This is a genomic window from Vibrio sp. 970 (assembly GCF_033339075.1).
Window position 1 is genome coordinate 538,173 of the sequence record NZ_JAWOTW010000001.1, and the last position, 26,261, is coordinate 564,433.

A 26,261-nucleotide genomic window follows, 5' to 3' on the forward strand; every position below is an offset into this window, starting at 1 on the left:
CAATGGTCGACTATAGAGTCGTAATTACCTCATCCATTGCAAGGCGTGCTTTTGGAAGACCATGATTGTAATCTTCCCCATCTTTATGGTAGCCAATCGCCAGCGCAACTTCACAAATATGGCCCTCGAGCTCTTCTTTAAACTCTTCTCCAATCAGAGCCGGATCGACACCTTCCATCGGTGTTGAATCAATGCCTAGTCGTGCCAATGTGTGTAGTAGGTTGCCTAGTGCCAAATAGACTTGTGCTTTTGTCCAGTTTCCGTTGAAGCCATTTTCGTCCGTATTTGCATCGGCAAAAGCGTAAGCACCCATAAAGTTGTTGTACATCTCCGCTGGCAAGTGGCCAGATGTTACTTCTGCATCCACACGCTTCGCAAATTTCTCTTTAGTAAATTTAGGATCGTAAGCAAACAGAATCGTATGTGATGCGGCTTTCGCGTGTGGTTGGTTAAACTGATGCATATTTGCAAACGTATTGTGGAAACGTTGCTTCGCTTCATCACTTTCAATAACGATGAATTTCCATGGTTGTGAATTGATAGAAGACGCCGACAAACGCAGTGCTTCTTTGATTATCGCCATGTCTTCTTGAGAAACGCGCTTGGTTTCATCATATTTTTTTGCAGTGTAACGGCTATTTAGATCGGTAATGATTTGATGGGACACGTTTATATCCTCTTTATGTGATGACAGATGAGGATGCACTAGCATCGACAACCATGCGTACCTCGAATATGGGGTCATGATAATGGATATTTTTTCATTGATAAGAGGGTGTTTATTTAAATCACTTTTTACTTTTTGTTGAAAATCGATGTGGGTTGATCGGTTTGAAACTTAAAAGTCCTTATTTGGAAGCTTTTATTTGATATTAAATTAAACTCATATTAAGGCGTAGGGGAAAGCAACATGAACGTGATTGAAGTTTTTAATGATAGCTATGAACGTTGTACTTCAGATCAGGAGTTTTTCGACTTGTTCTACAAAAATTTATGGTCGAAAAGCGCCAACTTTAGACAGAAGTTTGATGGTATAGACATGCACCAACAAGTGAGAATGCTTAGAGGGTCTATCGTATTTTTTATGATGGCAGATACCTCGACCGAAGCGCACAAAATGGTGGAAAAGTATGGGAAAAAGCATGCAAGTGCAGATATTGGTATAGAGCCGCAGGATTTTGATGTTTGGCTTGAGAGTTTGTTAGAAACGGTTCGACAGTGTGATTCCGGGTACGATGCCGATGTTGAAACCGCTTGGCGAACATGCTTTAAAACGGGCTTAGAAGTAATGAAACAAGAATGTGATAAAGAAGATGGGCACTTCCTTAAAGCGAGTACCAAATAAGGAAGTAACGTGAGTGGTCGTTACTTCCTAGGGTCAGAACCTTACTTATCTTGTGTCTCTTTATTCTTTTTCACCGCTTCGGCGATATCACTGACAGCTTCGACAAGATTGATCGGCATTGGAAAAATAATAGTGGATGTTTTGTCTGTAGTGATTTCAGTGAGTGTCTGCATGTAACGTAATTGCAGTGCATTCGGTGCTTCGTTGAGCATTTGCGCTGCTTCTTTTAATTTATTTGAAGCCTCTAACTCACCAGTAGCGTGAATGATCTTCGCCCTACGGTTACGTTCTGCTTCTGCCTGACGGGCTAGGGCTCTGACCATGCTGTCATTTAAATCAACATGTTTGACTTCAACCGTAGCAATCTTGATTCCCCAGTCATCAGTCTGTTGATCGAGAATGGATTGTAAATCCTTATTGAGGCGTTCTCGCTCTGATAGCAATTCATCGAGTTCATGCTGACCCAATACCGAGCGCAGCGTGGTTTGTGCTAGCTGGCTGGTAGCATCGCTGTAGCTTTCAATATTGTTAATCGCCATTTGAGGATCGACTACGCGAAAATAAACGACCGCGTTGACGCGCACAGAAACGTTATCTTTGGTAATTAAATCTTGTGTCGGCACATCCAAAACGACAGTACGTAAATCAACCCTCACCATTTGCTGAATAAATGGGATAAGGATGATCAAACCAGGTCCTTTGACTTCTTGAAATCGACCAAGAAAGAACACAACCCCACGTTCGTATTCTCTCAAAACCTTGAACATTTGGGTCGCTAGTGCGAACAGCAGCACCACGATCACCGCAACGGTATAGAGCATCATAAAGCGCCTCCTATTTATTTTGGCGGTCATCAGGCATCACAGTTAAGGTCAGCCCTTTAACATTAACAATGGTGACGTGATCACCTTGTTTGAATTGTTGATGGTCTTTGGCTTTAGCTCGCCATAACGCACCGTTGAGTTGAACGCGTCCTTCGCCATCGATAAAGTCATCGCTTACCACGGCGACCTTCCCAGGGTATGTCTCTAAACCCGTCGTTACACGCCGGCGACGAATTTTAAGCAGCAGGCCGACAGTCAGCACGATTAGAGCTACGGAAAATATGGCAATACCAAAAATCAAAGGAAGGGCGACCTGGAATCCTGGTAACTCACTGTCCATGAGAAATATTGAACCGAGAACAAAGGCGACAACGCCGCCTAAGCCCAAAATACCAAAGCTCGGGCTGAATGCTTCCGCTATCATTAGTGCAATACCGAGTAACAGCAGACCAAGACCTGCGTAGTTGACGGGCATCATTTGTAGTGCGTACATGGCAAGAAGCAGACAAATCCCACCTAGCACACCGGGTAAGCCAATTCCTGGGTTGTAAAATTCAAGAAGTAAACCGTAGATGCCGATGAGCATTAGAATGTAGGCAACGTTTGGATTGGTGATAACGGCTAACATTTCTGCTCGCCAATCTGGCGTTCTTTCAACCCATGTTGGATTTTCAAGTGACAATGTCACAGTGCGATTGTTTACTTTAACAGTTTGCCCATCTATGGCTTTGACTAAGTCCTCTGGCGAATTGGCGATGTAATCGATCACGTTTAATTCTAATGCTTCTGTTGCATCCAAGCTCGCCGCCTCGCTTACTGCTTTCTCTGCCCATTCTGCATTTCGTCCATGAAGTTTTGCTAAGCCTTTAATGTAGGCTTTGGCGTCGTTAATTACCTTTTTCTCCATTGCGGTTTTAGCGGGAACTTTTTCTGAGCTTTCGTTGGTTCCTTCTGGCGTTTCTTCCGCGTTTTGATCTTTGCCATCATCCGATGAAGGAGGTTGAGGCGCACCACCTAACGCGACGGGCGTTGCAGCTCCGAGGTTTGTCGCTTCAGCCATGGCGGCTACGTGACTAGCGAGCAAGATGTATGTTCCGGCACTGGCGGCTCTAGAACCAGATGGGCCGACCCAAGTCGCAATGGGAGTCGAGGAGGTGGTAATCGCGTGAATAATATCTCGCATTGCGCTATCTAAGCCGCCTGGTGTGTCCATCTCTAAGATCACTAAACTGACACCGTTTAGTTGAGCTTCTTCTATTTCACGAGATAAATAGTCGCTAGTAGCAGGCCCTATAGCGCCTTTGACAGGAACAATCCAAACGGTATTCGCCAGTGCTTGACTGGCAATCAAGAGTAAAGGTAAGAACCATATCCATAGTCGTTTCATGCAGTCCTCCTTGTGTGGTCACAGGGACTTTTTGAAATCCTAATTCAAGTATATCCAAATAACTTAGAGATGCTTGAGTATAGGTTCTAATGAATAAGTTGCCGAGGCTAATTAGGAGACTACTTTTTTATATATAAACGCTGTGTGAGATAGTAAACTAAAGCAAATTATTGGTAATTGTGATGTTTATGTTTATTGTTCAGCGTTTGATTAAGTTGGCCGTTATCTGTGCCGTTTTCTTTACTATTTTCGATCTGATCTCCTATGGAGAGGTGACTTGGTTTCAACGGTTTTTGGCTTTTCTACACTAAACTCAGATTTCAATACGTTAGCTACTCATAAGGCGATAAGTTTCTTCCTATTCGCCTTATTACTCCCTCTTCAACCAAAGCCTTAAACAAAGCAATACTTAACTCGTTTTTTCAACTTCCTGTCGGTGGAAAAAACGCCAAAATGCAACTAAATTCATATCAATGACAAGTTTAAGGTATGTAGTTGATGAGGCAATTCAGCGCAATCGCACTAGCTGTTGTAACACTCATTTTGAGCCAAACAACAACCGCAAGAAACGCGAAGATGTTAGGTGATATCTCCCTAGTTCAGCCCATACAGGGTGATCCTAATGTGGATATTAAGCTAGCGAGAATTGGCTGGCATCTCTTCCGCGATCCTCAATTATCGTCAAATGGTAATGTCAGCTGTGCGACATGCCACAATCTGCAAACCAATGGCGCTGAAAATACACCTGTCTCTACGGGGGTGAAAGGTGATGGAATTAGAAATTCTATAACAGTGTTTAATGCAGCGTTAAATTATCGTTTTTTATGGGATGGTACGGAAAACACCTTGATGGCTCAGATTGATGGTCCAATCCATAATCCAATGGAAATGGACTCAAACTGGCAAACAATAGAGCAATATGTAAAAGAGAGTGAACATTATCAAGCGCTATTTAATCGTGACGGTGAATTGCCGATTAACGTTCATAATATCAAGTCCGCTATTGTGGAGTTTGTTGAAGGGCTGCAGACGCCTGGCGCACCATTCGATGCTTACTTATTGGGTTACACGCATGTACTGAGTGAACAGCAAATCAGAGGTTGGAAAACATTTCAGACTTCAGGTTGTGTGCAGTGTCATCAGGGCAAAAATATCGGCGGAGCGATGATCCAAAGGTTCGCCTATTTCAAGGATAAGCCAGTAGTAGAGGACTCGGGCAGGCAACTCGTTACGATAGAAGATGAAGAGCGATTCTATTTTAGAGTAGCCAGTTTGCGCAATGTCGCGCTAACGAGTCCTTATTTTCATAATGGGCAAGTCGATAAGTTATCCGACGCGATACAAATCATGGCTAAAACCCAACTCGGTATAACGATGAACGATGAGAATGTCGCGGACATTGAAGCATTCTTGCAGTCGTTGACAGCACCTAGACCCATAATTTTAGAGGTGTTGGAAAATGAATAAATTCAAACTGATCAATTTTTGCTTTTTTATTGGGATACTGGCGTGTTGCACACTGGCGTATATGTCGTATATGAACTCAAAAAACGCTCAAGAATTTCATGCAGAGCTAATGAATATCGGACATGAGTTGATTGAAGAGCGTGATGTTATCGTGAACCGATATGCCGTTGAAGATAGGAAAAACTATGAGTTAACAACATCTTTAGTAGAGATAGAAATCGCAGCACAGGCACTGTTGGAATCATCAAAGGCATCAGTTTGGTTTCCTGTGACACCCAATCGTATAAAAGTTAGGGATACGCTTGAACAGTTTAAGGAGCGAGTGCTTCAAATAACGTTGAAGCTTGATATGTTAATTGGTGTTCAGGTAGAAAACCGGTATGCATTACTCATGTTGTTCAATTTGTATCAGCAAGAGGTTTCTATCGATAGCGGTCAATCATTGGGTGGCAGTCGTTATTTTGAATTTCTCAACCAGTTGCTTCTAACACAAACCGAAGTTGAGAGTGAAAAGGAAGCGAACTTCCTTAAACGGCTTCAAACGAGTGATAAAAGAATTGAATTGCTGACGAATGAACTGCTTGATCACACTTATATTGAGTTTGTCGAAAGCTCAGAGCATCGGTTACTCAATATTGCTCAAAGTGAGGCGCGTTTTACGTGGCTGTTTGTATTTATCGCGGTGATGTTTCTAGTTAGCGCGTTTGTTTATCAGTCGCATCACCGAATGCATAACTTAAAACAGTTGAATCTTGAAATTGAAGAGGCGAGAAACAAAGCCGAGCGAGCGGCAAAAGCGAAATCAAATTTTCTCGCTGCAATGAGTCACGAACTAAGAACGCCGATGAATGGCGTACTAGGGCTTTCTCAAATGATTGCAGAAGAGACCAAAGAGCCGACGACGAAAGAGCACATTAGGGTTATTCTTGACTCTGGCCAGCATCTGATGACTATCCTCAACGATATTTTGGATTTTTCTAAAGTTGAAGAAAACAAACTGGAATTTGAGCAAGCTAAGTTTAAGCTCGATCAAGTGCTTTCTCCGGTGTGTAGCGCAATAAAACCACTTGTTGATGAAAAAAATATCGAGTTAATCTTGGAAAACGAGGTTTCTGAATATACTGAATTTACTGGAGATTGTGCGCGTTTACGACAGATCTTGTTTAATCTCGCCGGTAACGCGGTGAAGTTTACCAACGAAGGGCATGTGCTGGTTAGAACTGAGTTAGATGAATCGAATCAGTTGTTGGTCATGCGCGTGAGCGACACCGGTATTGGTATTGCGCCAGACAAGCACGAGCATATTTTTAACTCGTTTGAGCAAGCAGACTCATCAACGACTCGAAGGTTCGGCGGAACAGGGCTTGGGTTAGCCATCGTCAAAAAACTAACCGATTTGATGGGTGGCCATATTACTCTGAAGAGTATAGAAGGCGTTGGAAGTCAATTTATCGTTGAGTTGCCGATTCCTTGGGTAGAATCTGCTCCGAAAAAGCAGCAAGAAGCACCGAAACCTCGCGCAAAATCACACCATTTAAAGATACTACTTGCTGATGATAACCGTGTGAATGCCATTGTGGCAAAGGGGTTTTGCGAAAAGCTTGGGCATGAAGTGGATGTTGCAGAAAATGGATTAATCGCGGTTAAAAAGGCGAAAGAGAACGAGTACGACCTGATCTTGATGGACAACCATATGCCCGAGATGAATGGCGTTGAGGCGACACGCGTTATCCGACAAGAGTTAGGTATCAAGACATTACTCTTTGCGTACACGGCAGACGTATTTCGTGAAGCCCATGATAGCTTTATTGAAGCAGGAGCAGACCATGTGCTTACAAAACCGCTACAGCATGAGAGCTTTTCAGACGCTCTCAAACAGTTTGCCGCCAGACTCGAACCGAAACAGAATCCGCCACTAACGAGTGACAGCAATGTGCTTCAGTTGCAGCGTAAGCCAATCGAGAACTTAAGGTTAACAGAGGAAGAACTCTCCCGCTCAGGCATGTTTGCTTCTTTACGAGATGAGCCAGAAGCGCTCGACGAGCTGCTAAAAAGCATTATTGTCGATTTTGAGACATCTGTTGATGAGCTTATTGAATACTTTATGGCTGAAGACTTTGCTTCATTAGAGCTGACGTTGCACAAAACGAAAGGGATGGCACTGAACCTAAGTTTACCTATTTTGGCGAGCCAAACGGAGGCCCTGGAAACTCAACTTAAAGCCAACCAAAGTCCCGAGATTGAGCAGTTGCAGATGCTGATCAATCGGTTACAGGTCAACATCCATCAGTCTCATAGACTTTTGGATGATATCCAGAAGAACAATGCCGATCCTCAACAGATTTTATAGTCCCTGTGAGTGCGATGCTTTCCTTAACTCATTTTGTTGTGGTTTACTGTGGCAAGGACGGATAGTGTTGATTCGTCGTCGGAAAATCAGGGAGTTAGAATGAGTAAGCATTCCGCTTTAATCAAATGGCATCGTAAAGCTGGCGAAGAGTTTAAGGATAATAAGTATAGTAGGGCACACATTTGGCAATTTGATGGAGGGTTGCAAGTCCCAGCATCTCCATCTCCCCACGTAGTACCATTACCACTATCCGTAGAAGAAAACGTTGATCCAGAAGAAGCGTTTGTCGCGGCACTTTCTAGTTGTCATATGCTCGTTTTCCTGTCTATTGCAGCAAAGCGGCGTTACGTTGTGGACAGTTACTTCGATGAAGCGGTAGGGGAGCTTGAAAAAGGCGAAAACGGAAAAGAGTGGGTATCAAAGGTAACGTTAAACCCTAAGATAACATTTTCAGGTGAAAAACAACCGACACCATCTCAATTAGAAAAACTGCACCACATGGCCCATGAGAATTGCTTTATCGCCAACTCCGTTAAAACAGAAGTGACAACGCTTATTGCGAATTAAGTGGAGCTCTTTATCAAAAAGCGCGGCCTATTGCGGAGTTATATTAAGCCAGCAGTCATCCTGCTGGCTCGTTCATCTAGACGACACCTTGCTCAATCATTGCATCAGCGACTTTTCTAAAGCCTGAAATGTTGGCGCCTAAAACTAAATTTCCAGGTTGGCCAAACTCTTTACTGGTTTCGTTTGCATTGATGAAAATATTTTTCATGATGGTTTGCAACTGACTATCCACTTGTTCAAACGTCCAGTTTTGCATGCTGGCGTTTTGCGCCATTTCAAGTTGACTGGTTGCAACACCGCCTGCATTGGCTGCTTTGGCAGGCCCATAAGCTATGTCTGAGTCCACGATAATATTGGCAGCATCACGGGTGGTTGGCATGTTCGCCCCTTCACTAATCAAAATACATCCGTTTTCGATAAGAGCCAGTGCGTCGTCTGACGTTAATTCATTTTGAGTCGCACAAGGGAAGGCAGCATCAGCCTGATATCGCCAAACAGCATGTCCTTCATTAGGATAGTCGCCCTCTGGTGTGTATTCTGCTTCAGGGTAAGTTTCTAAATATTCTTCTAAGCTTGCTCTTTTCACTTCTTTCAGTTGTTTTAGGAGCTTAAGATCAATACCGTGCTCATGATAGATCGTACCTCGAGAGTCGCTGCATGTAACTGGCGTTGCTCCCATATGGTACAGTTTTTCAATGGCGTAGATAGCCACGTTGCCAGCACCAGAAACGAGACAAGTTTTCCCTTTCAATGAATCGTTGCGGTCGTTGAGCATGCATTCTGCAAAATAGACGGCGCCATATCCTGTCGCTTCTTTTCTGGCGAGTGAGCCCCCCCAAAGCAGACTCTTGCCTGTAAGCACACCTTCGTAGCGCCCCGTCAATCGTTTGTATTGACCAAACATATAGCCAATTTCGCGCGCCCCGACGCCGATATCGCCTGCGGGAACATCGGTGGCAGGACCGATATGACGGTACAACTCGTTCATAAATGATTGGCAAAATCGCATGATCTCGCCGTCGGATTTTCCTTTAGGATCGAAGTTTGAACCGCCTTTGCCGCCACCGATAGGAAGGCCAGTCAGTGCGTTTTTAAAGATTTGCTCAAAGCCGAGAAATTTTATGATGCTCGCATTGACTGAGTGATGGAATCTCAATCCTCCTTTGTACGGCCCCAAAGCAGAGTTGAATTCAACTCGATAACCTTTGTTTACTTGTACATTTCCAGCATCATCAACCCAAGGAACTCGAAACATGATTTGACGTTCTGGCTCGACGATCCTCTGGATAATCGCTTGTTCCTTATATTTATTATTGCCTTCTATTACCGGCGCGAGAGAAGTTAATACTTCTTCTACCGCTTGGTAAAATTCTTTTTGCGCAGGGCTACTGTGTTGCAACGCAACAATAGTATCGTGTATGTATGACATAGATTTCTTCCTTGATGTGAATAAGCAATCAGTTTATATGAATGTATTTCCATTAAATAGTGATTTTGACCAAGATTCAATGGTTGTAGTGGTCTTTCCTGCGGATGAGAATGTGCAGCTTCTAACCCAGGCAGTGTTGGTTGAGATAGGTAGGGCGAGCTAAGTAAGCGGGTGGTTGAGTGATCAGTTTCACATATAACAAGCAGAAATCACTTTAGTCGATGTTGTTGTGCAGTTACGCAAATTGTTTATGTTAACGTCATGTTAAAGTTTGTGTGTGATAACTTGTGAAAAGACAACTATATGGATGAGCTTAAGGTTCTGAACTCGTTTATTCAGCAGAATGGTCTACCAGCGTTTGGCCACCTTGATGGAATTCCAACATCGTTACAGCTAGATAAATTTACTTACCTCGATGAGATGGATAAGCCAGTGTCTAAGTGGCGCCGTTACCGCGATTATAAGCAGTTTCAGTTCGTCAATTTGGTCACACCTGATTACGTCATTGGAGTAGCGATTGCTGATATACGGTATTTAGCATCCGGCTTTTGCTACCTGTTTGATATTAAAAAGAATAAGTTGATTGAGCAACAATGGTTGAAACCTTTTAATATAGGTTATCAAACTCAGCCTTCCAGTTGGTGCAGTCTTGCCCATCTTGCTAACAAAAGAGTTCAGTTTTCTATTAAGGATGGTATTTGGCACGTCCACTTTGTGACAGAGTCAGTCAATGCGGATCTCTATTTACGTCCAGAAAACATGAGTTTGCCATTAATGTTGTGTACGCCAACAGGTTATGCGGGTTGGACATATACTCAGAAGCACAATGCGTTAGCAGTAGACGGTAACTTGTTCATATTAGGAAAAGAGCAAGATCTTTCAGAGGTGGCTGCTGGTTACGATTTTTCCGCTGGGTACATGCGGCGAGAAACAAGTTGGCGCTGGGCGAGTATCAATTGCTTTGAGGATGACAGGCGTCTGGGGTTGAACTTGGCAGCTGGCGTTAATGAAACTGGCTATTGCGAAAATGTATTGTGGATTAATGGTCAGCGTCACTTTTTGCAACCTGTGCAGTTTCAGTTTTCACGAAGTGATGAAGGGCAAAAGTGGCATATTACGTCTGAAGATAAACGAGTTAACTTACAGTTCACGCCTTTGAATCGACGCTCAGAGAAGAAAAATTTTTGGCTTCTCAAAAGTAACTTTCGTCAGTATATCGGTTATTTCTCTGGCTATCTTATCGATGGAAATGGCATCAAACATCAGTTAGAAGAAGTTATGGGTCTTACTGAAGATCACTATGCAAAATGGTAGAAACACAATGGATTGGACGCAGTTGATGGACCGCCCAGAATTACTTCTGATGATTCTGGCTCCAGTTTTCTTTTTCTGCATGCTTGCCGAATATTGGTTCGGACAAAGAAGGGGACGCTTGCCTGAAAGCGCGACGTATTACTTCCCTGAAGTAGCGTGTAATTTTGTTCTTGCGGGCTTACACCAAGCGACAGACATACTCACGGGTTTACTGATTGCTCAGTTGTATTTGTGGTGGTTCGATTGGCGTTTGTTTGATATCGAAATGAGCGTCTCAGCTTTTCTTTTACTTGTTGTCCTGCAAGATTTTTTCTATTACTGGTTTCATCGGGCTAGCCATCGTATTCGTTGGATGTGGGCCGCGCACGTTGTTCATCACAGTTCGGAAAGAATGAACTTCAGTACCGCCTTTCGTCAAAGTTTAATGTATCCGCTAGCGGGGATGTGGATTTTTTGGTTGCCCTTGGTGATTATTGGTTTTGAGCCAAAATGGGTTGTCTTCGTTGTGTTGTTTAATCTGGGCTTACAGTTTTTTGTTCACACCCAATCAATTCGTTCGCTCGGGCCACTAGAGTGGGTATTTAACACGCCGTCTCACCATCGCGTTCATCATGGTGTGAACCGTCAGTACATCGACAAAAATTATGCGGGTGTATTAATTATTTGGGATCGAATGTTCGGAACGTTTGAACCAGAGGTGGAAACGGTTCGGTATGGGGTTTCTAAACCTGTAAACAGCTTTAATCCCATCCGCGTGACGTTTGCAGAATGGAAAGACATGTTTTATGACGTAACTCGACCAAACTTATCATGGAAACAACGCTGCCGCCGTTTGTTCGCTCCGCCATCGGATTTTTATGAGTAAATTGAGATAAAGAGATTGGAGCGGGCAGCGGGAATCGAACCCGCATCATCAGCTTGGAAGGCTGAGGTAATAGCCATTATACGATGCCCGCGCATCGATAGGACTCGGTTAATATGCCACACTGGACGAAAAAGAAAAGTCTTTTCTCATCAAATGTTTGTCAGTTGCCTAAAAAAGTAGCGGACTGATGTTAAAGTGTTCATTGTCTCTGGTTTTTTGTGGCACTCGCGATTCCGCTACTAAGCCTAGGGGCTTCCAATTAGGTCGTAAACACCGAATTCTTAGGTGTTTAGATGTTGATGATATTCAAGATTTTCTGTGTAAAGGTTAATCTCGTTTATTGAACAGTCACGTTTCATGGTCAAGACTAGATATTGAAATGATTACTTTTTACTGTTGATGCGTATGTATAACACAGGGTAATTCTGCTGAAACAGTCAGCTTAACCAAAGGAGATTTAACATGATGAGAGGTTTGATATTAGGGCTGGTGGTGATGCTGGTATCTGCTTGTACTACCGTTACAACTGATGTAGATAAACAAGCCGACTTTTCAGCTTACAGAACGTTTGACTTCGGTGCTCAGGCGGAAGCTCCTACCAGTATTGATGGTCGACGCATTGAGCAAGGGCTTGCTGAACAGCTTGAGGGTAAGGGTTTAATTAAGGTAAATAGTGGCGGTGACCTTTACGTACATCATGATATCGTAGAAGAATCCGAGCTTGTTTCTTCAGGATCGTCGGTGAGCTTTGGCTATGGCTGGAATAGCTTTGGTGTGATAACTTCAAGCCCAGAAAGATATAAAGAACGTAAGTATGGGAAGTTGGTGGTTGAACTGGTTGATGCAAAGGCTAATCAAGTCGTTTGGAAAGGCGTTTCAAGTCGTAAACTGTCTGAGTCAATGAGCTCTGAGAAAAGAGAATCTCTCATCCAAGAAGAAATCGCGAAGATGTTTGAAAGCTACCCTTACGGTGAAAAATAATTAGTATTCTTAACGATTAAGAATACTAATTGCCAATAGTTACGCACAGGGTTAAAAGAACTTATTATTTTGGTTTTGGTTACCTTTGTGCGTATGACCCTGATTGCTTTACTCGGACTACTTTTCTGCTTGTTGGCTCCGAGCATGAGCCTGGCGCACTCACACCCAAATTTTCTTTCCTTTCATAACCAGAATATTGCTGTTGACGCTAAGTCGAAGCACTTTTCAGAATATCCTATCTCTCCAATACAACAAGACTATCCGAGTTTAAACAGCCGGAATGTATTGAGGGTTAGCCATGCTAAGGAAATGAGCTCGAACGACGATGTAGAACCCGAATGGTTTAAAATGCTTGATGTAGCATGGTGGGCGCATCGTTCGGCAATTTACTCGATGAAGCGGCTAAAACGCATCGGCAATGAGGCTTTAGGTTGTTGTATTGAAAGTATTTTTACTCACTTTAAATACAGAATCGGAGTGAGAAAAGAATCGAATTTTATATACCGCTTTATACATGCTCGCTAACACATTCCATGTTTTTGCAACTTTTGGTTAATTATGCTTAGGAGCGGTTTATGTTTGATTCGATAATTCAGGTCTTGAGTGCCTTTTGGCATCAAGATTTCACGGCGTTAATGGCGCCAGGCAGTGCAGGTTTGGTTTATTTTGTTGTTGCTGTGATTATTTTTTTGGAAAGTGGTTTTATTCCTGCTGCACCTTTCCCATGCGACAGTGTCGTCGTATTATCCGGTACGCTGGCGGCGGTTGGCGTCCTTGACCCAATTATGATCATGTTGGTGATAGCTGTTAGTGCGGGATTGGGAAGTTGGGCGGCTTATTTACAAGGCAAGTGGCTAAATCGCTTACCTAAGGTCCAAGGTTGGGTGAGCGCGGTTCCTCAAAAGCGTTTGGAACAAGTCGACGTATTACTCAGTAAACATGGATTGATTGCGCTTTTTTGTGCGCGGTTTATTCCGGTTGTTCGCTCCCTATTGCCATTAATGATGGGGTTGCGAGTGAAACGTATTAGTAAATTCCATTACTTTGCGTGGTTGAGTGCGATTTTATGGACGCTGGTATTATGCGGTTTTGGTTCATTACTTCCTTTGTTACCAGAAAATATGAGCAAAGCGATCACAATGCTATTAATGGCGGCACCAATAATTACTCTTGTGATTGGAGTGCTTAGTTTCTTGTTTGTTAAAGCACGTCGAGCGTTCTGTAAACCCAAGGATGTGTCTGAGTTTTCTCAGTAAGTTTACTTGATTTACACTTTTAAGCTTGTATGCAGATTAGACATCTAATCGACAGGTTTTTGTCAGTAAAAAGAAAGGCGCAATGTATGCGCCTTTCTTTTTGAGTGTCGTTAGGGTTTCGAATTTAATAGCCAATGCTATATAGGTATTCGCCAACTTCTTTGCACTGAGACTTGTAGATGTTCTCTACTTCAGACTTATTCTTATCTGCTGCTTTAAATTCAAGTTCGGCAGACGATAGCTGGTCAAAGCTGTAGTCTCTCTCAGACATTAAGTAGTGTCTGAACATCGCTCTGTGTTCCGGAACTGCAATACGTGCGTTAGAAACGTTGGCACACTCTAACAGAGTGTCGTTACTCATTTCTTCTGGCTTAGTTTCTGTGTTTGCTAAGGTTGAGCCCGCTGAAAATAGTAATGCTAGTGCGATGGTTGTAGCGATTCTTGTCATTATATGGACCTCAAATTGGTTCTAGTAACAATGAGCATATTGGCTCTTATCGTTACATTTTCGTGTTCTCTGTATGTCATAAAAAGTTAAACAACAGAGAAGGCGTTGCGACCATGAGTAAAGACGTACATTAAGTTCGCTTCCTTTCTTCCTGAGAGGCGATAAAGAGAGCGTTGACTCATGAGTCCGCCATAACTGTCTAGAGGTAAGCGAGATGCTTGTTTTGCCAACTCCAGTAGTGGTGGAGAAGAGAAAGCAATAAGTAAAAAATAATCAGGAGTAAAATCTGATGATAAAACGCCATCAGTAGCTGATGTTCGGCGACAGGAAACAAGCCCGAACAACTCGCGCTTTATATGTAGGTAGTAACTTTCTGAACCCCAAGAGCTCAGAGAAGCTGAGGCATGAAAATCAGTGTGTGCTAGCTCAAAATCGTCTTGTTGAGAGAGTTTAAGTAGACGCTCGGAAGTGTAATGTTTGGTGTGGTGCCACTCATGCGCATATGAAGCTGTGATGAGCCCTGAAAGCAGGGACAAAGAAAGCATCAATAATATACGGTGTAGATAACGCAAGAAGTAACCCTAAACATATAAAGCCACAGTTACCCACCATGATTAAGGAATCTTAGTGGAACTATGATAACGATGAAAGCCAGTGTCTGATGAACTCAGCGTATACTAACGAGATGGAAGGGGGATGAACAGAGTTTTCTGATCGCACTTAGGCATATGAGCGAATAACACAATAATTTTTCGCTTTCGAGTAAGCGAAAATGGAAAGAGAGTCGTTGCACAAGGACGATTAAGCTAACAGGATTATTACTGGGGAAGAAATAGAATCTTCTTTTTCTTCCCCATATTCGTCGCATCGATATTATGCGCTTGCGTAAATAACGCTGCCGCCTTTTATGGTGTCAATGATCTCGCGAGACAACTTCTCTGGCAAAGCAGGGCAACCCCAACTGCGTCCGAGGTATCCATTCTTCTTGATGAAGGAAGGGTTTGCGTAATCGGCACCGTGCACGACAATGTAACGCTCGCGAGCTTTGTCGTTTAATCCAGAGCTTAGCCCATCTAATCGAAGTGAATAGCCATTTGAGCCGTAGTAAGTGGTATCAGTCAAAAAAGTGCCCAATGATGTTTTTCGCGAGTTCACGACATTTGAAAACTGTGTCGCTGTTTTCTTTCCGCTGTTCACGCCGTGAGAAACATACGTATTGTAAATTAGCTTCTTTTTATCTAAATCAACCACATAAAAACGCTTTTCAGTTGATGGTTTACTATAGTCGATGATCGTTAGTACCGACTTCTTTCTATCGGGTGTCTTCTGATAAGCGATGTAAGCGTCACTGAACAACTTAAAGTCTACTATGCCATCTAGCTTGGCTTGTTTAAACACATGTTCAACTTGCTTTGGTCGTAAATGATCCCTGGGTTCGTTATCTGATTGTTTTGCAAAAGCAAAAGGTGAGACAGACAACAGCGCACATGTAAATAATATAATTAACTTTTTCATCTTGGCTAAATAAAACTCTATGGTGTTACAAATTTACCGATTGCTTCATGCACTCGTTAAAACAACATGCACATCAATATAATTCTATTCCCAATGTTTCTTATTGCACGCTTAGGTGCTTGATATTGGGTTGACGATAATTTCTCGAGTTAAAAACTAACTGTTTGAAACTTATATAAAATATGAAGTTTAACGATGGTTTCTATAAACTTCGGCGTAAATAATATCTGATATATGTAATTAATAAAACTGTGTTTAAGGATATTTGTGAAGTTGCCAATTTATAAAAACGGCGTTTTATTTTTCGTACTTTAGAAACTCTTTTTATTTCAATGTGTTTTCTTTTTCTACGCTTTATCCAATACCTCAAAAGTTTGTGATTTAACTCGTAACAAATCGTAACGCCGAATCGTTATGTGTATAAGTGCATTTATAATGTATGAATAAACAACAGGGTGGTAAGAAAAGGCAGTAAAACAGCGGTGAATCGGTTGTTTTTAATTCACGATTGACAAAGCTAAGTCTAAGTCGTACAAAAATTGAACTTGTGAATGTATCGTTTAAGTGAGAGTGATGAGCTCGACAAAAGTGAAGTGATGCGTGCTATTGTTTATTCTCTAATTTATTCGATTACATAAGGAAGGGTACATAGTAAAAATTGAAAAAATAATTCTATCGTGTGGATTAAATATATGAATAATAAAACTTCGAAATTAAAAGAGAAGAACGCCAGATCTGAATTCATTAAATTTTTGAACATGAAAGTAAACTCTATCTATTATGTTTGGTTTGGTGGGAGAGTGCTCATCTCATTAAGAAAAGCGCTCAAATTTATTTAAGGACGGTTATGACAGCATTTAATAAAGTGTTTATTGTCACTCCCAATGTTAATGATTTTGCAATGTTGCGAGAGTCGCCATTGGAAATGTCTCTTCAAGTAACGGCAAGCAAACCTATCCAACTCTATGGAGAGTCTGTTAAACCCAGTTGGAAAAGTATTGATATTGAATGGTTAGACGTTAAGGGTGAAAAGCCATTACCCAGGCCTGATATTGCAGCATGGGGATCTTTTACTCTTGCTGTATCCGCTTCTATTGCGGATAAGCTCGATGTGTTGAGCGAGAATGTCGAATTTTTACCATTAAATCTACAAGGAAAGCCTTGGCGAGCATTAAACATTGTCACTCAAATTGATGCCATTGATACCTCTGCTACCGAGTATAATCTTCGTCATGGTAAGCTAAGTCGTGCTAGACCGTTTAAGAAACTCGTTTTGAATAGAGAAGCCGTTAATGAATCTGACTTGTTCAGAGTAAAAGGTGCTGGGCTCAGAACGTTTTGCACGGACAAAAAAGGTGGCTTGTACGATAGCGTCAAAGCGCTGAATTTGACCGGTTTGGATTTCAAGGAAGTGCTGGTTTAAAAACAAATAAATAGTGATTTACTCGACTAAAGTCATAGATATAGGTATGGGGGAACAAAAGCTGAGCATCTATCAATGAAGCTCATATATAACTAAATACAGCCGCCACAGTTGTGACAGCTGTACGTCTCCCCTTAACTTATGTTCTTGAAACCCTAATTGAGCTGGCCATGGACGCATCAAATCGACTGTCGTCATTTGCCGATTGCCACCACAAGCTCAATTGTTCTTTAGTCATTGGTTTGCCAAATAAATAGCCTTGCATATAGTCGCAGCGGTATGCCGATAGCCATTCATGCATCATATTGTGTTCAATACCTTCTGCTGTAACCGTTTTATTCTGGGCATGGCATAGCTCAATAATAGGTTTGATCACATGGCCGTTGTTGGTCTTCATCAATGTAACGAGGAACTCTCGATCAAATTTGATTTTTTGAACCGGATACTGAACGAGCTGAGTTAACGATGTGTAACCAGAACCAAAGTCATCAATTGCAAGACGGTAGCCACGTTTTGATAGCTCATCAAGTAGAGCCGTTCCTTGTTGTTCTGCGGCAAAGGTTTCGGTTATTTCTATCTCAATACATTCTGGTTTAACACTGTGCAGTGTCGCTTGTTCATGGATGTAGTTTGCCATTTCTATCGAGTTTAGCTCTGCTGATGAAAGATTGACCGAAAGAACAATATCCTTACCGAAAATATTCCTTAATTGATGGTATTCCGCCGTTGCATTGGCGAAAACCCAGCGGTCAATTTTATCAAATAATCCGGCTTGCTCTGCAATTGGAATAAACTCCTTTGGAGGGATAGGGCCGATACCTTCGGCTTCCCAGCGCAACAAGACTTCTAACCCCTCAATTTCGTTGCTTCGATTGTTCATATAGGGTTGAAAAATAAGGTGAAATTCTTCCTCTACATTGCTTTTTCGGAGCGCACGTTCAAGTTGACTTCGTCTTTGAGACTCAATATTGAGAGCGGCTGAATAATAGGCGTATTGATTTTTCCCTGCCCGTTTTGCTTGATACATAGCCGCATCGGCACTGGAGAGTAACTTCGCGATGTCAGTACCGTCTTGAGGATATTGTGCAATACCTACGCTTGCCGTAACGGGAAATGAATTACTCCAAGATGAACTGAGATTACTAATTGGTTTTAGCAGCTCTGATGCAAGCAAATCAGGCAAGCGTTTTACCTCTTGATTTGAGCTCAGTAAAATTGCAAATTCGTCACCAGATAACCTGGCGGCAAAGCAGGGGCTGTTGTAATCGTGCGAGAACTTTTGACAAGCATTCTTGATGTGTGATGAGAACACTTTTAATAAGTTATCTCCCAATTCATGCCCGTATTTATCATTCACGTATTTAAAGTTATCAAGATCGACGTAAACAACCCACAAAAACTGCGAAGGGGAGATAAGTTCACGAGTGGCAAGCTCATGAAAACGATGGCGATTGGCGAGTTGCGTCAGGTGATCCGTTTCAGCTAGGCGTTTTGTCTTTTTATAGATGACATTAAGTTCCTCATACATATCAAAAAAGCGTGCAGAGAGGCGTCCTATTTCATCGTTTGTTTCTAGCTTTTCAATATTGTCACGTTGATTAGATTCAAGTTCGTTCAGCTGCTTATCAAGGCGAGAAACGGGGCGCAACACATAGCGATACAACACCAAAATGATTAATGTGATTGTGAAAAACGCCGCTACGCCAAAGGAGAAAGCAAGTTCTAGCCACACTTTATCGACTTTATTCCACATTAAATATTCGGCAGGAGAAAGCACGGCATAAAAGTGCGGCAGCAGCTCAATGGTTTGAGCGAGAGGAATATCAAGATAAATGGGTTTGTCGGCGAAAGTAATCACGCTGTGCGTGTCAAACTCGATGTCATGCTTAATCTCGTTAAAGGCTTCAAGTGATACGGAAACTACCACAAAAAACACATTTTTTGAGTCAAAGCTCAAAGGGTGAGTCCCCGTTCTTTTGTCGACGACCTCGTATTGAAGAAGAATGCTTTGTCCACTGGAGTTATAAATAAAGCCAGTGTGACTGAAAGCCTCTCTCTCATTGAAACTTCGTGATATGTACTCTAACACCTTTGGGTCGACCACGCCCGATGATTCGTAATACTTGTTTTCTGTGTAGTAGAGAAGGTTTTGTTTTCCGTCGAGGATCGCCATGCTCGCATCGCCTTTGTAACCATGGCTTAATACTTCAGCGGTCTCGTCTAATCGATTAAACAAGACTCGCTCACGATAGGGGTTGTTATGATTAACCAAATAGTCTTGTAATACATCACTTTTACTGAGCGTATAGGCATAGCTATTAAGAAAAATATTCGCTTGTCGAAACTGCCCGGCGAGCTTTTCCATCTGCAACTGAATATAGCTGTCTTCCCGCTTGATGAGCGTCACTTTTTGAATGCTATAAATAATATAGCTAGATACTAACGCGCTTAATAAGATCACTGGCGCGACAAGCAAAATGACTCTATTGCTTAACTTCATTATGGTTCTTAGTTTCCGTTTGTGTCCCTACAAACGTCGCGTACCAGGTAAGGTACTGAACGGATGATGTGTTTTGGCAAATTGTAACCAGATTGTAAGGTGAGCGTTCTCCAAAATCAGGCAGCTATCTAAGAATTGTGATGACGTGAAAGGTTTCGAGCTTATTAACTAGAAGTTTTCTCAGTAGTTGGACGTCTCTTTTCCTTCCTCCCTGTATAAAACCTAACCGTAATGACAGGGAAATATCGTCATCGAAACGTTTCGATGGTAAAGTGTGACTCAAGTGCACTTTTCCTATTCAATGACAATTGAATTACAGATCATTCTCACACCTTATCGATCTCACACTGGTCAAATTGCGATGACGAATTATTATTTCATCGAAACGTTTCGATGAGTTTTCTGTTAATAACGAAAACACTTTAAAACAGGCGCTCATGGTTGTATGAACGTGTAACCGAAAGGTCGATGAGATGAAAAAAAGTACCCTAATTAACTCAGATATTTCTTACTTGGTGGCGACGCTAGGCCACACCGACGAGATCACGATATGTGATGCTGGTCTACCAATCCCAGAGCATGTTCAGCGAATCGATTTGGCGCTAACGCATGGGGTACCAAGTTTTCTTGATACTGTTCGCGTAATTCTATCTGAGTCCCAAATCGAAGGGGTCATCATTGCGGAAGAGTTCTCTGATGCAAGCCCAGTTTTGCATGAAGCGTTGCTCAACGAACTGAGCAAAGAGAGTGAAGAAACGGGCAAATCTATTGAAGTGAGCTACGTGTCACATGAAGCGTTTAAAGCACGTACGGCGCAAAGTCGCGCTATCGTAAGAACCGGCGAATGCTCGCCATATGCGAACGTTATTTTCCAAGCGGGCGTGGTTTTTTAAGCCAGAGATATTGAGGACAGATTATGACTCAAGCCATTCTACAACTAAGCGAAATTGAGAAGGCGTTTCCGGGCGTAAAAGCACTCGACAAAGCAAGCCTGAATGTTTATCCAGGCCGTGTTATGGCGCTGATGGGTGAAAATGGAGCAGGCAAGTCAACGTTAATGAAGGTGTTGACAGGCATTTACCACATGGATGCGGGGAGCATTCAATATCAAGGTCAGCCGGCGGCCTTTAAAGGGCCACGCGATTCACAGGAAGCTGGTATTAGTATTATTCACCAAGAGCTGAACCTGATTCCTGAACTGACGATTGCCGAAAATATTTACTTGGGACGAGAGTTCACTGGATCCTTAGGGCGTATCCAGTGGGGCAAAATGTATGACGAAGCTGACAAGCTTTTAAAACGTCTCAATGTCAAGCACTCATCAAAAACATTGCTTGGCGATTTAAGCCTTGGTGAACAACAAATGGTGGAAATTGCAAAGGCACTTTCGTTTGAGTCGAAAGTCATCATTATGGATGAGCCAACGGACGCATTGACCGATACCGAAACGGAATCACTGTTTAAAGTGATTAATGAGCTTCGCGAGCAAGGATGCGGCATCGTATACATTTCGCATCGTCTTAAAGAAATCTTTGAAATCTGTGACGACATTACCGTACTTCGTGATGGTAAGTTTATCGGTGAGTGCAAGGTGTCCGACACTGATGAAGATGGCCTAATTGAAATGATGGTTGGCCGAAAATTAGAAGAGCAATATCCACGTATTGATGTACAACATGGCGAAGCTTGTCTTGAAGTCATTGGTTTGACTGGATCTGGCGTTCAGGATGTGAGCTTTACTCTCAAGCGTGGTGAGATTCTTGGAATTTCTGGCTTGATGGGCGCAGGCCGCACTGAACTCATGAAAGTCATTTACGGCGCATTACCTAGTGAGCATGGTGTTATCAATCTTGATAACAAAACTATTAACCCGGTTAGCCCGCAAGATGGCTTGGCAAATGGTATCGCTTACATCTCTGAAGATCGCAAAGGCGATGGTTTGGTTTTAGGTCTTTCAGTTAAGGAGAACATGTCACTTTGTTCGCTAAACCAGCTGACCAAAGGCTTCCAGATTCAACACAGCGACGAAGTGATTGCAGTGGAAGATTTTATTAAGTTATTCAACATTAAAACCCCAACGCGAGATCAAATCATCGGCAACTTATCTGGTGGTAACCAGCAAAAAGTTGCGATTGCGAAAGGGTTAATGACGAAACCTAAAGTTCTGATTCTGGATGAGCCAACACGTGGTGTTGATGTCGGAGCAAAAAAAGAGATTTATCAGCTCATCAACAAGTTTAAGGCCGAAGGCATGAGCATCATCTTGGTTTCTTCCGAGATGCCTGAAGTGCTCGGCATGAGCGACCGTATTTTAGTGATGCATGAAGGTCGTATCACTGGCGAATTTGATGCGAAAGACGCCGATCAAGAAAAATTACTCGCCTGTGCCGTAGGCAAAGAGATCAATGAGGAAGCAGCATGAGTACGAATACCATGAGCAAACCAACCGAAACTGGCAACAAGAAGTTGTTCACAAAAGAGTGGCTGATTGAGCAAAAATCACTGATAGCTTTGATCTTTCTGATCGTTGTTGTGTCATTTTTGAACCCGAACTTTTTTACGGTCGACAACATTCTCAACATTCTTCGTCAAACCTCCGTGAATGCCATTATCGCAGTGGGTATGACATTAGTTATTTTAACAGCAGGCATCGACTTAAGTGTTGGTTCGGTATTGGCATTGTGTGGTGCCTTTGCGGCAAGCATGATTGCGCTTGAGGTTCCGGTGCTAGTGGCGGTTCCAACTGCTTTAGTCGCAGGTGCAGCGTTAGGTGCGATCAGCGGTATCATTATTGCGAAGGGTAAGGTGCAGGCATTTATCGCTACGCTGGTTACCATGACGTTACTACGCGGTGTGACCATGGTGTACACCGAAGGTCGTCCAATCTCGACAGGCTTTACTGACACCGCGGATGCGTTCGCATGGTTTGGTACTGGCTACGCGCTAGGCATTCCAGTTCCTGTTTGGTTAATGGTGGTTGTGTTCGCTGCGGCTTGGTATTTACTTAACCACACGCGCTTTGGTCGCTATGTTTACGCACTAGGCGGCAATGAGTCTGCGACTCGCCTATCAGGTATCAATGTAGACCGAGTGAAGATTGGTGTCTACGCCATCTGCGGTATGCTAGCAGCGCTTGCAGGTATTATCGTAACGTCTCGTCTTTCTTCGGCGCAGCCAACAGCAGGTATGGGCTACGAGCTAGACGCTATCGCAGCGGTTGTTCTTGGCGGTACCAGCTTGATGGGCGGTAAAGGCCGTATCATGGGTACCTTGATTGGTGCGCTGATCATCGGTTTCTTGAACAATGCACTTAACCTACTTGATGTTTCTTCCTACTACCAAATGATTGCAAAAGCAGTGGTTATCTTGCTTGCGGTATTGGTAGACAACAAAAACAAGTAATTCATAACAATCTGTATATATAAAACAGTGAATACAAACCGAGTCAGGGGACGTGTACTGGCTCACCCTACACAAAGGACTAGAACGATGAAAAAACTTGCAACTCTTATCTCTGCTGCACTTCTTTCTTCAACCGTATCGGTAGCGGCGCAAGCTCAAGATACCATGGCGATTGTGGTTTCGACGCTAAACAACCCGTTCTTCGTAACGATGAAAGACGGTGCGGAAGCAAAAGCGAAAGAATTGGGGTACGACTTAATTGTACTGGACTCGCAAAATGACCCGAGTAAAGAACTGTCGAACATCGAGGATTTAAGTATTCGCGGCGTAAAAGCAATTCTTATCAACCCAACGGATTCTGATGCAGTGTCTAATGCAATTCGTATGGCGAACCGTTCTAAGATCCCTGTGTTGACATTAGACCGTGGTGCAAGCCGTGGTGAAGTCGTGAGTCACATCGCGTCGGACAACGTAATTGGTGGTGAAATGGCAGGCCACTACATCATGGAAAAAGTAGGCGAAAAAGCAAAAGTCATTCAACTTGAAGGTATTGCGGGCACATCGGCAGCGCGTGAGCGCGGTGAAGGCTTTATGAATGCCGTGAAGGGCAGCGATATGGATCTTCTTGCTAGCCAACCAGCTGACTTTGACCGCACAAAAGGTCTAAACGTAATGGAAAACCTGCTAGCGGCTAACCCGGATGTACAAGCGGTATTTGCACAGAATGATGAAATGGCGCTAGGTGCACTTCGCGCAGTTCAAGCTTCTGGCAAAGATGTCGTTATCGTTGGTTTTGATGGTACGGAAGACGGCATTGCAGCAGTTAACCGTGGCAAACTAGCGGCAACTATTGCTCAGCAACCAGACCTTATCGGTGCTTTAGGTGTTGAAACGGCTGACAAAGTTTTGAAAGGTGAAGAAGTAGAAGAGTACATCCCAGTACCACTAAAAGTAGTCACTAAGTAAGTTTCAAGTTCCAATAAATCATCCTAATTTTTGCTCTCTCCTCCGTTTATATCTGTCGTTTAGGAGGTGAGGGCAAACTTACCCAAAATACTGCAAAGTGTGGGGTATAGATGCCTTTGGCTTTTTATCGAGACTCCTTCATCAGGAAGAGAAGTTAAAGTCATCTAATGTATTTTCCTAAACAGTTTTTAAAAAGGGTTCATTCAGAACCGAGGATAACCGTATGAATAAGTTAGTGGTGTTAGGTAGTGTAAACGCTGACCATGTTCTTCAAGTGCCTTCTTTCCCTCGCCCAGGCGAGACGCTGCATGGTCGCAACTATCAAGTTATCCCAGGTGGCAAAGGTGCCAACCAAGCCGTCGCGGCGGCGCGATTAAATGCAGACATCGGTTTTATCGCTTGTGTGGGCGACGACTCATTCGGCATTAACATTCGCGAAAACTTCAAAATGGACGGCATCGATATCACTGGTGTGAAGATGCAGCCAAATTGCCCGACAGGTATCGCGATGATTCAAGTGTCGGACAGTGGTGAGAACAGCATTTGCATTTCAGCTGAAGCGAACGCCAAACTGACAGCAGAAGCGATTGAGCCAGATTTAGAGCGTATTCGCCAAGCAGATTACTTGCTAATGCAATTGGAAACGCCGATGTGCGGCATTGAGAAAGCTGCGCGTGTAGCGAAAGATGCCAAAACCAACGTAATTTTGAATCCTGCGCCAGCTCGTGAATTGTCAGATGAATTACTGTCTTACATTGACGTGATTACGCCAAATGAAACGGAAGCTGAAGTTCTGACAGGTATTACTGTAACAGACAACGAAAGCGCGCAAGAAGCGGCGAATGTGCTACATGGTAAAGGTATAGAAATTGTCATGATCACACTCGGTGCAAAAGGCGTTTGGCTAAGCCAAAACGGTCGAGGCGAAATCATCGCGGGTTTCCGCGTTGAAGCGACGGATACTACCGCAGCGGGCGATACATTTAATGGGGCATTCGTCACTGGTCTCCTAGAAGATTTACCTTTAGAATCAGCGATTAAGTTTGCACATGCGGCGGCTGCAATTTCTGTGACCCGCTTTGGCGCGCAAACGTCGATTCCAACCCGCGAAGAGGTGGACGCGTTTCTCGCTGAACAATAAGGCGCACAACGCCTCATTAAAATAGGAGTAGTAACATGGCGACGATGAAAGACATCGCAAAACTGGCAGGGGTTTCCACTTCAACAGTGAGCCATGTTATTAACAAGACGCGTTTTGTGAGCGAAGAGATCTCTGAACGCGTTAACAATGCCGCAAAAGAGCTTAACTACTACGCGCCCTCTGCGTTGGCGCGTAGCCTCAAAGTTAATCGTACCAAAACCATTGGTATGCTCGTGACAACCTCAACCAACCCATTCTTTGGCGAAGTCGTAAAAGGCGTCGAACGCAGCTGCTACCAAAAAGGCTACAGCCTCATTTTATGTAACACCGAGGGTGATAACGAACGTATGCGTCAATCCATTAATACGCTATTGCAAAAGCGTGTCGATGGTTTGATCTTGATGTGCTCGTCGCTAGAAGGAGAGCGTATCGATGTATTTGAGCGTTACCCAGATATCCCGGTTGTGGTAATGGACTGGGGGCCAATGCTATTTACAAGCGATAAAATCCAAGACAACTCACTTCGTGGCGGTTACTTAGCGGCGAAATACTTAATTGATTGCGGCCATACCGAAATTGGGTGCATCACAGGCCCTTTGATTAAACACCAAGCGCAAATGCGATACGAAGGTTATAAGCGAGCAATGAACGAAGCTGGCTTGGAATTTAATGCCAATTGGATCATTGAGTCTGACTTCGAATGTGAGGGTGGGTATCAAGCGTTCAAAAAAATGGCTCAACGTGGCGCATTACCTAGCTCGATTTTCGTCTCTAACGATATGATGGCGATGGGGGTGATTAACGCCGCAAATGAGCTCGATATTAAAGTGCCGGACGACCTGTCCATTATTGGTTACGATGACATCCATATCGCGAAATTTATGTCGCCATCGCTAACTACCATTCATCAGCCTAAGTACCGTTTGGGGCAGGCTGCCGTTGAGACTCTTGTCCGAAAGTTGGATGAAAAGTCAACAGAGGCACAGGTCGTACAATTAGAACCGACTCTAGTGGAACGGAAAAGCGTCAAGAGGTTAAAGTCAAACGTCACTGAATGACGTGTGATGTTGAGCTAAAAAAT

General features: G+C 43.2%; 24 protein-coding genes and 1 tRNA gene. 16 read left to right on the forward strand and 9 right to left on the reverse strand.

The window, feature by feature from the left end:
• Window positions 1-10 precede the first annotated feature (10 nt).
• Window positions 11-667 carry a nitroreductase family protein gene (locus tag R7Q11_RS02340; RefSeq protein WP_005373200.1) on the reverse strand — a complete coding sequence of 219 codons (657 nt, stop codon included), beginning with the start codon at window positions 665-667 and terminating at the stop codon, window positions 11-13.
• A 243-nt stretch (window positions 668-910) separates the two neighbouring features.
• On the opposite strand from R7Q11_RS02340, the gene R7Q11_RS02345 reads away from it, so the two are divergent.
• Window positions 911-1,345 carry a globin gene (locus R7Q11_RS02345; protein WP_005373198.1) on the forward strand — a complete coding sequence of 145 codons (435 nt, stop codon included), beginning with the start codon at window positions 911-913 and terminating at the stop codon, window positions 1,343-1,345.
• Between the two features lie 41 nt (window positions 1,346-1,386).
• On the opposite strand, the gene R7Q11_RS02350 is transcribed toward R7Q11_RS02345, so the two are convergent.
• Window positions 1,387-2,169, reverse strand: coding sequence for a slipin family protein (locus R7Q11_RS02350; protein WP_005373196.1), 783 nt, complete (start codon window positions 2,167-2,169; stop codon window positions 1,387-1,389).
• A 10-nt stretch (window positions 2,170-2,179) separates the two neighbouring features.
• Window positions 2,180-3,556 (reverse strand): NfeD family protein, encoded by a 1,377-nt coding sequence (locus R7Q11_RS02355; RefSeq protein WP_005373182.1) that lies wholly within the window; start codon window positions 3,554-3,556, stop codon window positions 2,180-2,182.
• A gap of 498 nt (window positions 3,557-4,054) precedes the next feature.
• Here R7Q11_RS02355 and R7Q11_RS02360 point away from each other — a divergent pair, with 498 nt between their 5' ends.
• The 3 genes from R7Q11_RS02360 (at window position 4,055) to R7Q11_RS02370 (ending at window position 7,940) form a co-directional block, all read left to right on the forward strand.
• Window positions 4,055-5,023 (forward strand): cytochrome-c peroxidase, encoded by a 969-nt coding sequence (locus tag R7Q11_RS02360; protein ID WP_017820324.1) that lies wholly within the window; start codon window positions 4,055-4,057, stop codon window positions 5,021-5,023.
• Entirely contained in the window at window positions 5,016-7,373 is a 2,358-nt protein-coding gene (locus R7Q11_RS02365) for an ATP-binding protein (RefSeq protein ID WP_025767883.1), read from the forward strand. The genes R7Q11_RS02360 and R7Q11_RS02365 overlap by 8 nt, the downstream gene beginning before the upstream one ends.
• A 99-nt stretch (window positions 7,374-7,472) precedes the next feature.
• Entirely contained in the window at window positions 7,473-7,940 is a 468-nt protein-coding gene (locus tag R7Q11_RS02370) for an OsmC family protein (protein ID WP_025767882.1), read from the forward strand.
• A gap of 76 nt (window positions 7,941-8,016) precedes the next feature.
• Here the strand turns inward: R7Q11_RS02370 and gdhA are convergent, their stop codons facing one another.
• Window positions 8,017-9,369 (reverse strand): NADP-specific glutamate dehydrogenase, encoded by a 1,353-nt coding sequence (gene gdhA / locus R7Q11_RS02375; RefSeq protein ID WP_025767881.1) that lies wholly within the window; start codon window positions 9,367-9,369, stop codon window positions 8,017-8,019.
• 303 nt (window positions 9,370-9,672) lie between these two features.
• Here gdhA and R7Q11_RS02380 point away from each other — a divergent pair, with 303 nt between their 5' ends.
• Window positions 9,673-10,683 carry a DUF2804 domain-containing protein gene (locus R7Q11_RS02380; protein WP_053307607.1) on the forward strand — a complete coding sequence of 337 codons (1,011 nt, stop codon included), beginning with the start codon at window positions 9,673-9,675 and terminating at the stop codon, window positions 10,681-10,683.
• A 7-nt stretch (window positions 10,684-10,690) separates the two neighbouring features.
• On the forward strand, window positions 10,691-11,548 hold the full coding sequence (locus R7Q11_RS02385; protein WP_005373167.1) for a sterol desaturase family protein: 858 nt from the start codon (window positions 10,691-10,693) through the stop codon (window positions 11,546-11,548).
• 16 nt (window positions 11,549-11,564) lie between these two features.
• Here R7Q11_RS02385 and R7Q11_RS02390 read toward each other — a convergent pair.
• Window positions 11,565-11,639, reverse strand: a tRNA-Gly gene (locus R7Q11_RS02390).
• Window positions 11,640-12,010: 371 nt separating this feature from the next.
• On the opposite strand from R7Q11_RS02390, the gene R7Q11_RS02395 reads away from it, so the two are divergent.
• The 3 genes from R7Q11_RS02395 to R7Q11_RS02405 all read left to right on the forward strand — a co-directional run bounded on the left by R7Q11_RS02395 (window position 12,011) and on the right by R7Q11_RS02405 (window position 13,785).
• Window positions 12,011-12,529, forward strand: a complete 519-nt coding sequence (locus R7Q11_RS02395; RefSeq protein WP_005382627.1) for a DUF4136 domain-containing protein — start codon at window positions 12,011-12,013, stop codon at window positions 12,527-12,529.
• A gap of 93 nt (window positions 12,530-12,622) precedes the next feature.
• A complete protein-coding gene (locus R7Q11_RS02400; RefSeq protein ID WP_225466152.1) occupies window positions 12,623-13,054 on the forward strand; it encodes a hypothetical protein in 432 nt (143 codons plus the stop codon).
• 50 nt (window positions 13,055-13,104) lie between these two features.
• Complete coding sequence (locus R7Q11_RS02405) at window positions 13,105-13,785, forward strand: DedA family protein (RefSeq protein WP_047101379.1); 681 nt, start codon at window positions 13,105-13,107, stop codon at window positions 13,783-13,785.
• Between the two features lie 124 nt (window positions 13,786-13,909).
• Here the strand turns inward: R7Q11_RS02405 and R7Q11_RS02410 are convergent, their stop codons facing one another.
• From R7Q11_RS02410 to R7Q11_RS02420, 3 genes are all read right to left on the reverse strand, one after another.
• Window positions 13,910-14,233 (reverse strand): hypothetical protein, encoded by a 324-nt coding sequence (locus R7Q11_RS02410; protein ID WP_005382624.1) that lies wholly within the window; start codon window positions 14,231-14,233, stop codon window positions 13,910-13,912.
• 86 nt (window positions 14,234-14,319) lie between these two features.
• Window positions 14,320-14,778 (reverse strand): hypothetical protein, encoded by a 459-nt coding sequence (locus R7Q11_RS02415; RefSeq protein ID WP_017633653.1) that lies wholly within the window; start codon window positions 14,776-14,778, stop codon window positions 14,320-14,322.
• A 328-nt stretch (window positions 14,779-15,106) separates the two neighbouring features.
• Entirely contained in the window at window positions 15,107-15,748 is a 642-nt protein-coding gene (locus R7Q11_RS02420; protein WP_017633652.1) for a murein L,D-transpeptidase catalytic domain family protein, read from the reverse strand.
• 847 nt (window positions 15,749-16,595) lie between these two features.
• On the opposite strand from R7Q11_RS02420, the gene R7Q11_RS02425 reads away from it, so the two are divergent.
• Window positions 16,596-17,171, forward strand: coding sequence for an imm11 family protein (locus R7Q11_RS02425; protein ID WP_225466147.1), 576 nt, complete (start codon window positions 16,596-16,598; stop codon window positions 17,169-17,171).
• 139 nt (window positions 17,172-17,310) lie between these two features.
• Here R7Q11_RS02425 and R7Q11_RS02430 read toward each other — a convergent pair whose 3' ends face one another.
• Window positions 17,311-19,671: an EAL domain-containing protein gene (locus R7Q11_RS02430; protein ID WP_225466148.1), complete on the reverse strand. Its 2,361-nt coding sequence runs from the start codon at window positions 19,669-19,671 to the stop codon at window positions 17,311-17,313.
• 473 nt (window positions 19,672-20,144) lie between these two features.
• Here R7Q11_RS02430 and rbsD point away from each other — a divergent pair, with 473 nt between their 5' ends.
• The 6 genes from rbsD to R7Q11_RS02460 all read left to right on the forward strand — a co-directional run bounded on the left by rbsD (window position 20,145) and on the right by R7Q11_RS02460 (window position 26,238).
• On the forward strand, window positions 20,145-20,564 hold the full coding sequence (gene rbsD / locus R7Q11_RS02435; RefSeq protein ID WP_005382620.1) for a D-ribose pyranase: 420 nt from the start codon (window positions 20,145-20,147) through the stop codon (window positions 20,562-20,564).
• A 23-nt stretch (window positions 20,565-20,587) separates the two neighbouring features.
• The gene (rbsA, locus tag R7Q11_RS02440; protein WP_085569089.1) at window positions 20,588-22,093 is read left to right on the forward strand and encodes a ribose ABC transporter ATP-binding protein RbsA; all 1,506 of its coding nucleotides are present in this window, start codon (window positions 20,588-20,590) and stop codon (window positions 22,091-22,093) included.
• Entirely contained in the window at window positions 22,090-23,073 is a 984-nt protein-coding gene (gene rbsC / locus R7Q11_RS02445) for a ribose ABC transporter permease (protein ID WP_005382618.1), read from the forward strand. Before rbsA ends, rbsC begins: the two co-directional genes overlap by 4 nt.
• A gap of 87 nt (window positions 23,074-23,160) precedes the next feature.
• Window positions 23,161-24,039, forward strand: coding sequence for a ribose ABC transporter substrate-binding protein RbsB (gene rbsB / locus R7Q11_RS02450; protein WP_005373143.1), 879 nt, complete (start codon window positions 23,161-23,163; stop codon window positions 24,037-24,039).
• A gap of 223 nt (window positions 24,040-24,262) precedes the next feature.
• Window positions 24,263-25,180 carry a ribokinase gene (rbsK, locus tag R7Q11_RS02455; protein WP_213885487.1) on the forward strand — a complete coding sequence of 306 codons (918 nt, stop codon included), beginning with the start codon at window positions 24,263-24,265 and terminating at the stop codon, window positions 25,178-25,180.
• Window positions 25,181-25,215: 35 nt separating this feature from the next.
• Complete coding sequence (locus R7Q11_RS02460) at window positions 25,216-26,238, forward strand: substrate-binding domain-containing protein (RefSeq protein WP_025767871.1); 1,023 nt, start codon at window positions 25,216-25,218, stop codon at window positions 26,236-26,238.
• Window positions 26,239-26,261 lie beyond the last annotated feature (23 nt).

Bases quoted from the DNA above. Each gene is read 5' to 3' on its own strand.
- R7Q11_RS02345 (WP_005373198.1), top strand. From the start codon at position 911: ATGAACGTGATTGAAGTTTTTAATGATAGCTATGAACGTTGTACTTCA.
- R7Q11_RS02350 (WP_005373196.1), bottom strand. From the start codon at position 2,169: ATGATGCTCTATACCGTTGCGGTGATCGTGGTGCTGCTGTTCGCACTA.
- R7Q11_RS02355 (WP_005373182.1), bottom strand. From the start codon at position 3,556: ATGAAACGACTATGGATATGGTTCTTACCTTTACTCTTGATTGCCAGT.
- R7Q11_RS02360 (WP_017820324.1), top strand. From the start codon at position 4,055: ATGAGGCAATTCAGCGCAATCGCACTAGCTGTTGTAACACTCATTTTG.
- R7Q11_RS02365 (WP_025767883.1), top strand. From the start codon at position 5,016: ATGAATAAATTCAAACTGATCAATTTTTGCTTTTTTATTGGGATACTG.
- R7Q11_RS02370 (WP_025767882.1), top strand. From the start codon at position 7,473: ATGAGTAAGCATTCCGCTTTAATCAAATGGCATCGTAAAGCTGGCGAA.
- gdhA (WP_025767881.1), bottom strand. From the start codon at position 9,369: ATGTCATACATACACGATACTATTGTTGCGTTGCAACACAGTAGCCCT.
- R7Q11_RS02380 (WP_053307607.1), top strand. From the start codon at position 9,673: ATGGATGAGCTTAAGGTTCTGAACTCGTTTATTCAGCAGAATGGTCTA.
- R7Q11_RS02385 (WP_005373167.1), top strand. From the start codon at position 10,691: ATGGATTGGACGCAGTTGATGGACCGCCCAGAATTACTTCTGATGATT.
- R7Q11_RS02395 (WP_005382627.1), top strand. From the start codon at position 12,011: ATGATGAGAGGTTTGATATTAGGGCTGGTGGTGATGCTGGTATCTGCT.
- R7Q11_RS02400 (WP_225466152.1), top strand. From the start codon at position 12,623: ATGACCCTGATTGCTTTACTCGGACTACTTTTCTGCTTGTTGGCTCCG.
- R7Q11_RS02405 (WP_047101379.1), top strand. From the start codon at position 13,105: ATGTTTGATTCGATAATTCAGGTCTTGAGTGCCTTTTGGCATCAAGAT.
- R7Q11_RS02410 (WP_005382624.1), bottom strand. From the start codon at position 14,233: ATGACAAGAATCGCTACAACCATCGCACTAGCATTACTATTTTCAGCG.
- R7Q11_RS02415 (WP_017633653.1), bottom strand. From the start codon at position 14,778: ATGCTTTCTTTGTCCCTGCTTTCAGGGCTCATCACAGCTTCATATGCG.
- R7Q11_RS02420 (WP_017633652.1), bottom strand. From the start codon at position 15,748: ATGAAAAAGTTAATTATATTATTTACATGTGCGCTGTTGTCTGTCTCA.
- R7Q11_RS02425 (WP_225466147.1), top strand. From the start codon at position 16,596: ATGACAGCATTTAATAAAGTGTTTATTGTCACTCCCAATGTTAATGAT.
- R7Q11_RS02430 (WP_225466148.1), bottom strand. From the start codon at position 19,671: ATGAAGTTAAGCAATAGAGTCATTTTGCTTGTCGCGCCAGTGATCTTA.
- rbsD (WP_005382620.1), top strand. From the start codon at position 20,145: ATGAAAAAAAGTACCCTAATTAACTCAGATATTTCTTACTTGGTGGCG.
- rbsA (WP_085569089.1), top strand. From the start codon at position 20,588: ATGACTCAAGCCATTCTACAACTAAGCGAAATTGAGAAGGCGTTTCCG.
- rbsC (WP_005382618.1), top strand. From the start codon at position 22,090: ATGAGTACGAATACCATGAGCAAACCAACCGAAACTGGCAACAAGAAG.
- rbsB (WP_005373143.1), top strand. From the start codon at position 23,161: ATGAAAAAACTTGCAACTCTTATCTCTGCTGCACTTCTTTCTTCAACC.
- rbsK (WP_213885487.1), top strand. From the start codon at position 24,263: ATGAATAAGTTAGTGGTGTTAGGTAGTGTAAACGCTGACCATGTTCTT.
- R7Q11_RS02460 (WP_025767871.1), top strand. From the start codon at position 25,216: ATGGCGACGATGAAAGACATCGCAAAACTGGCAGGGGTTTCCACTTCA.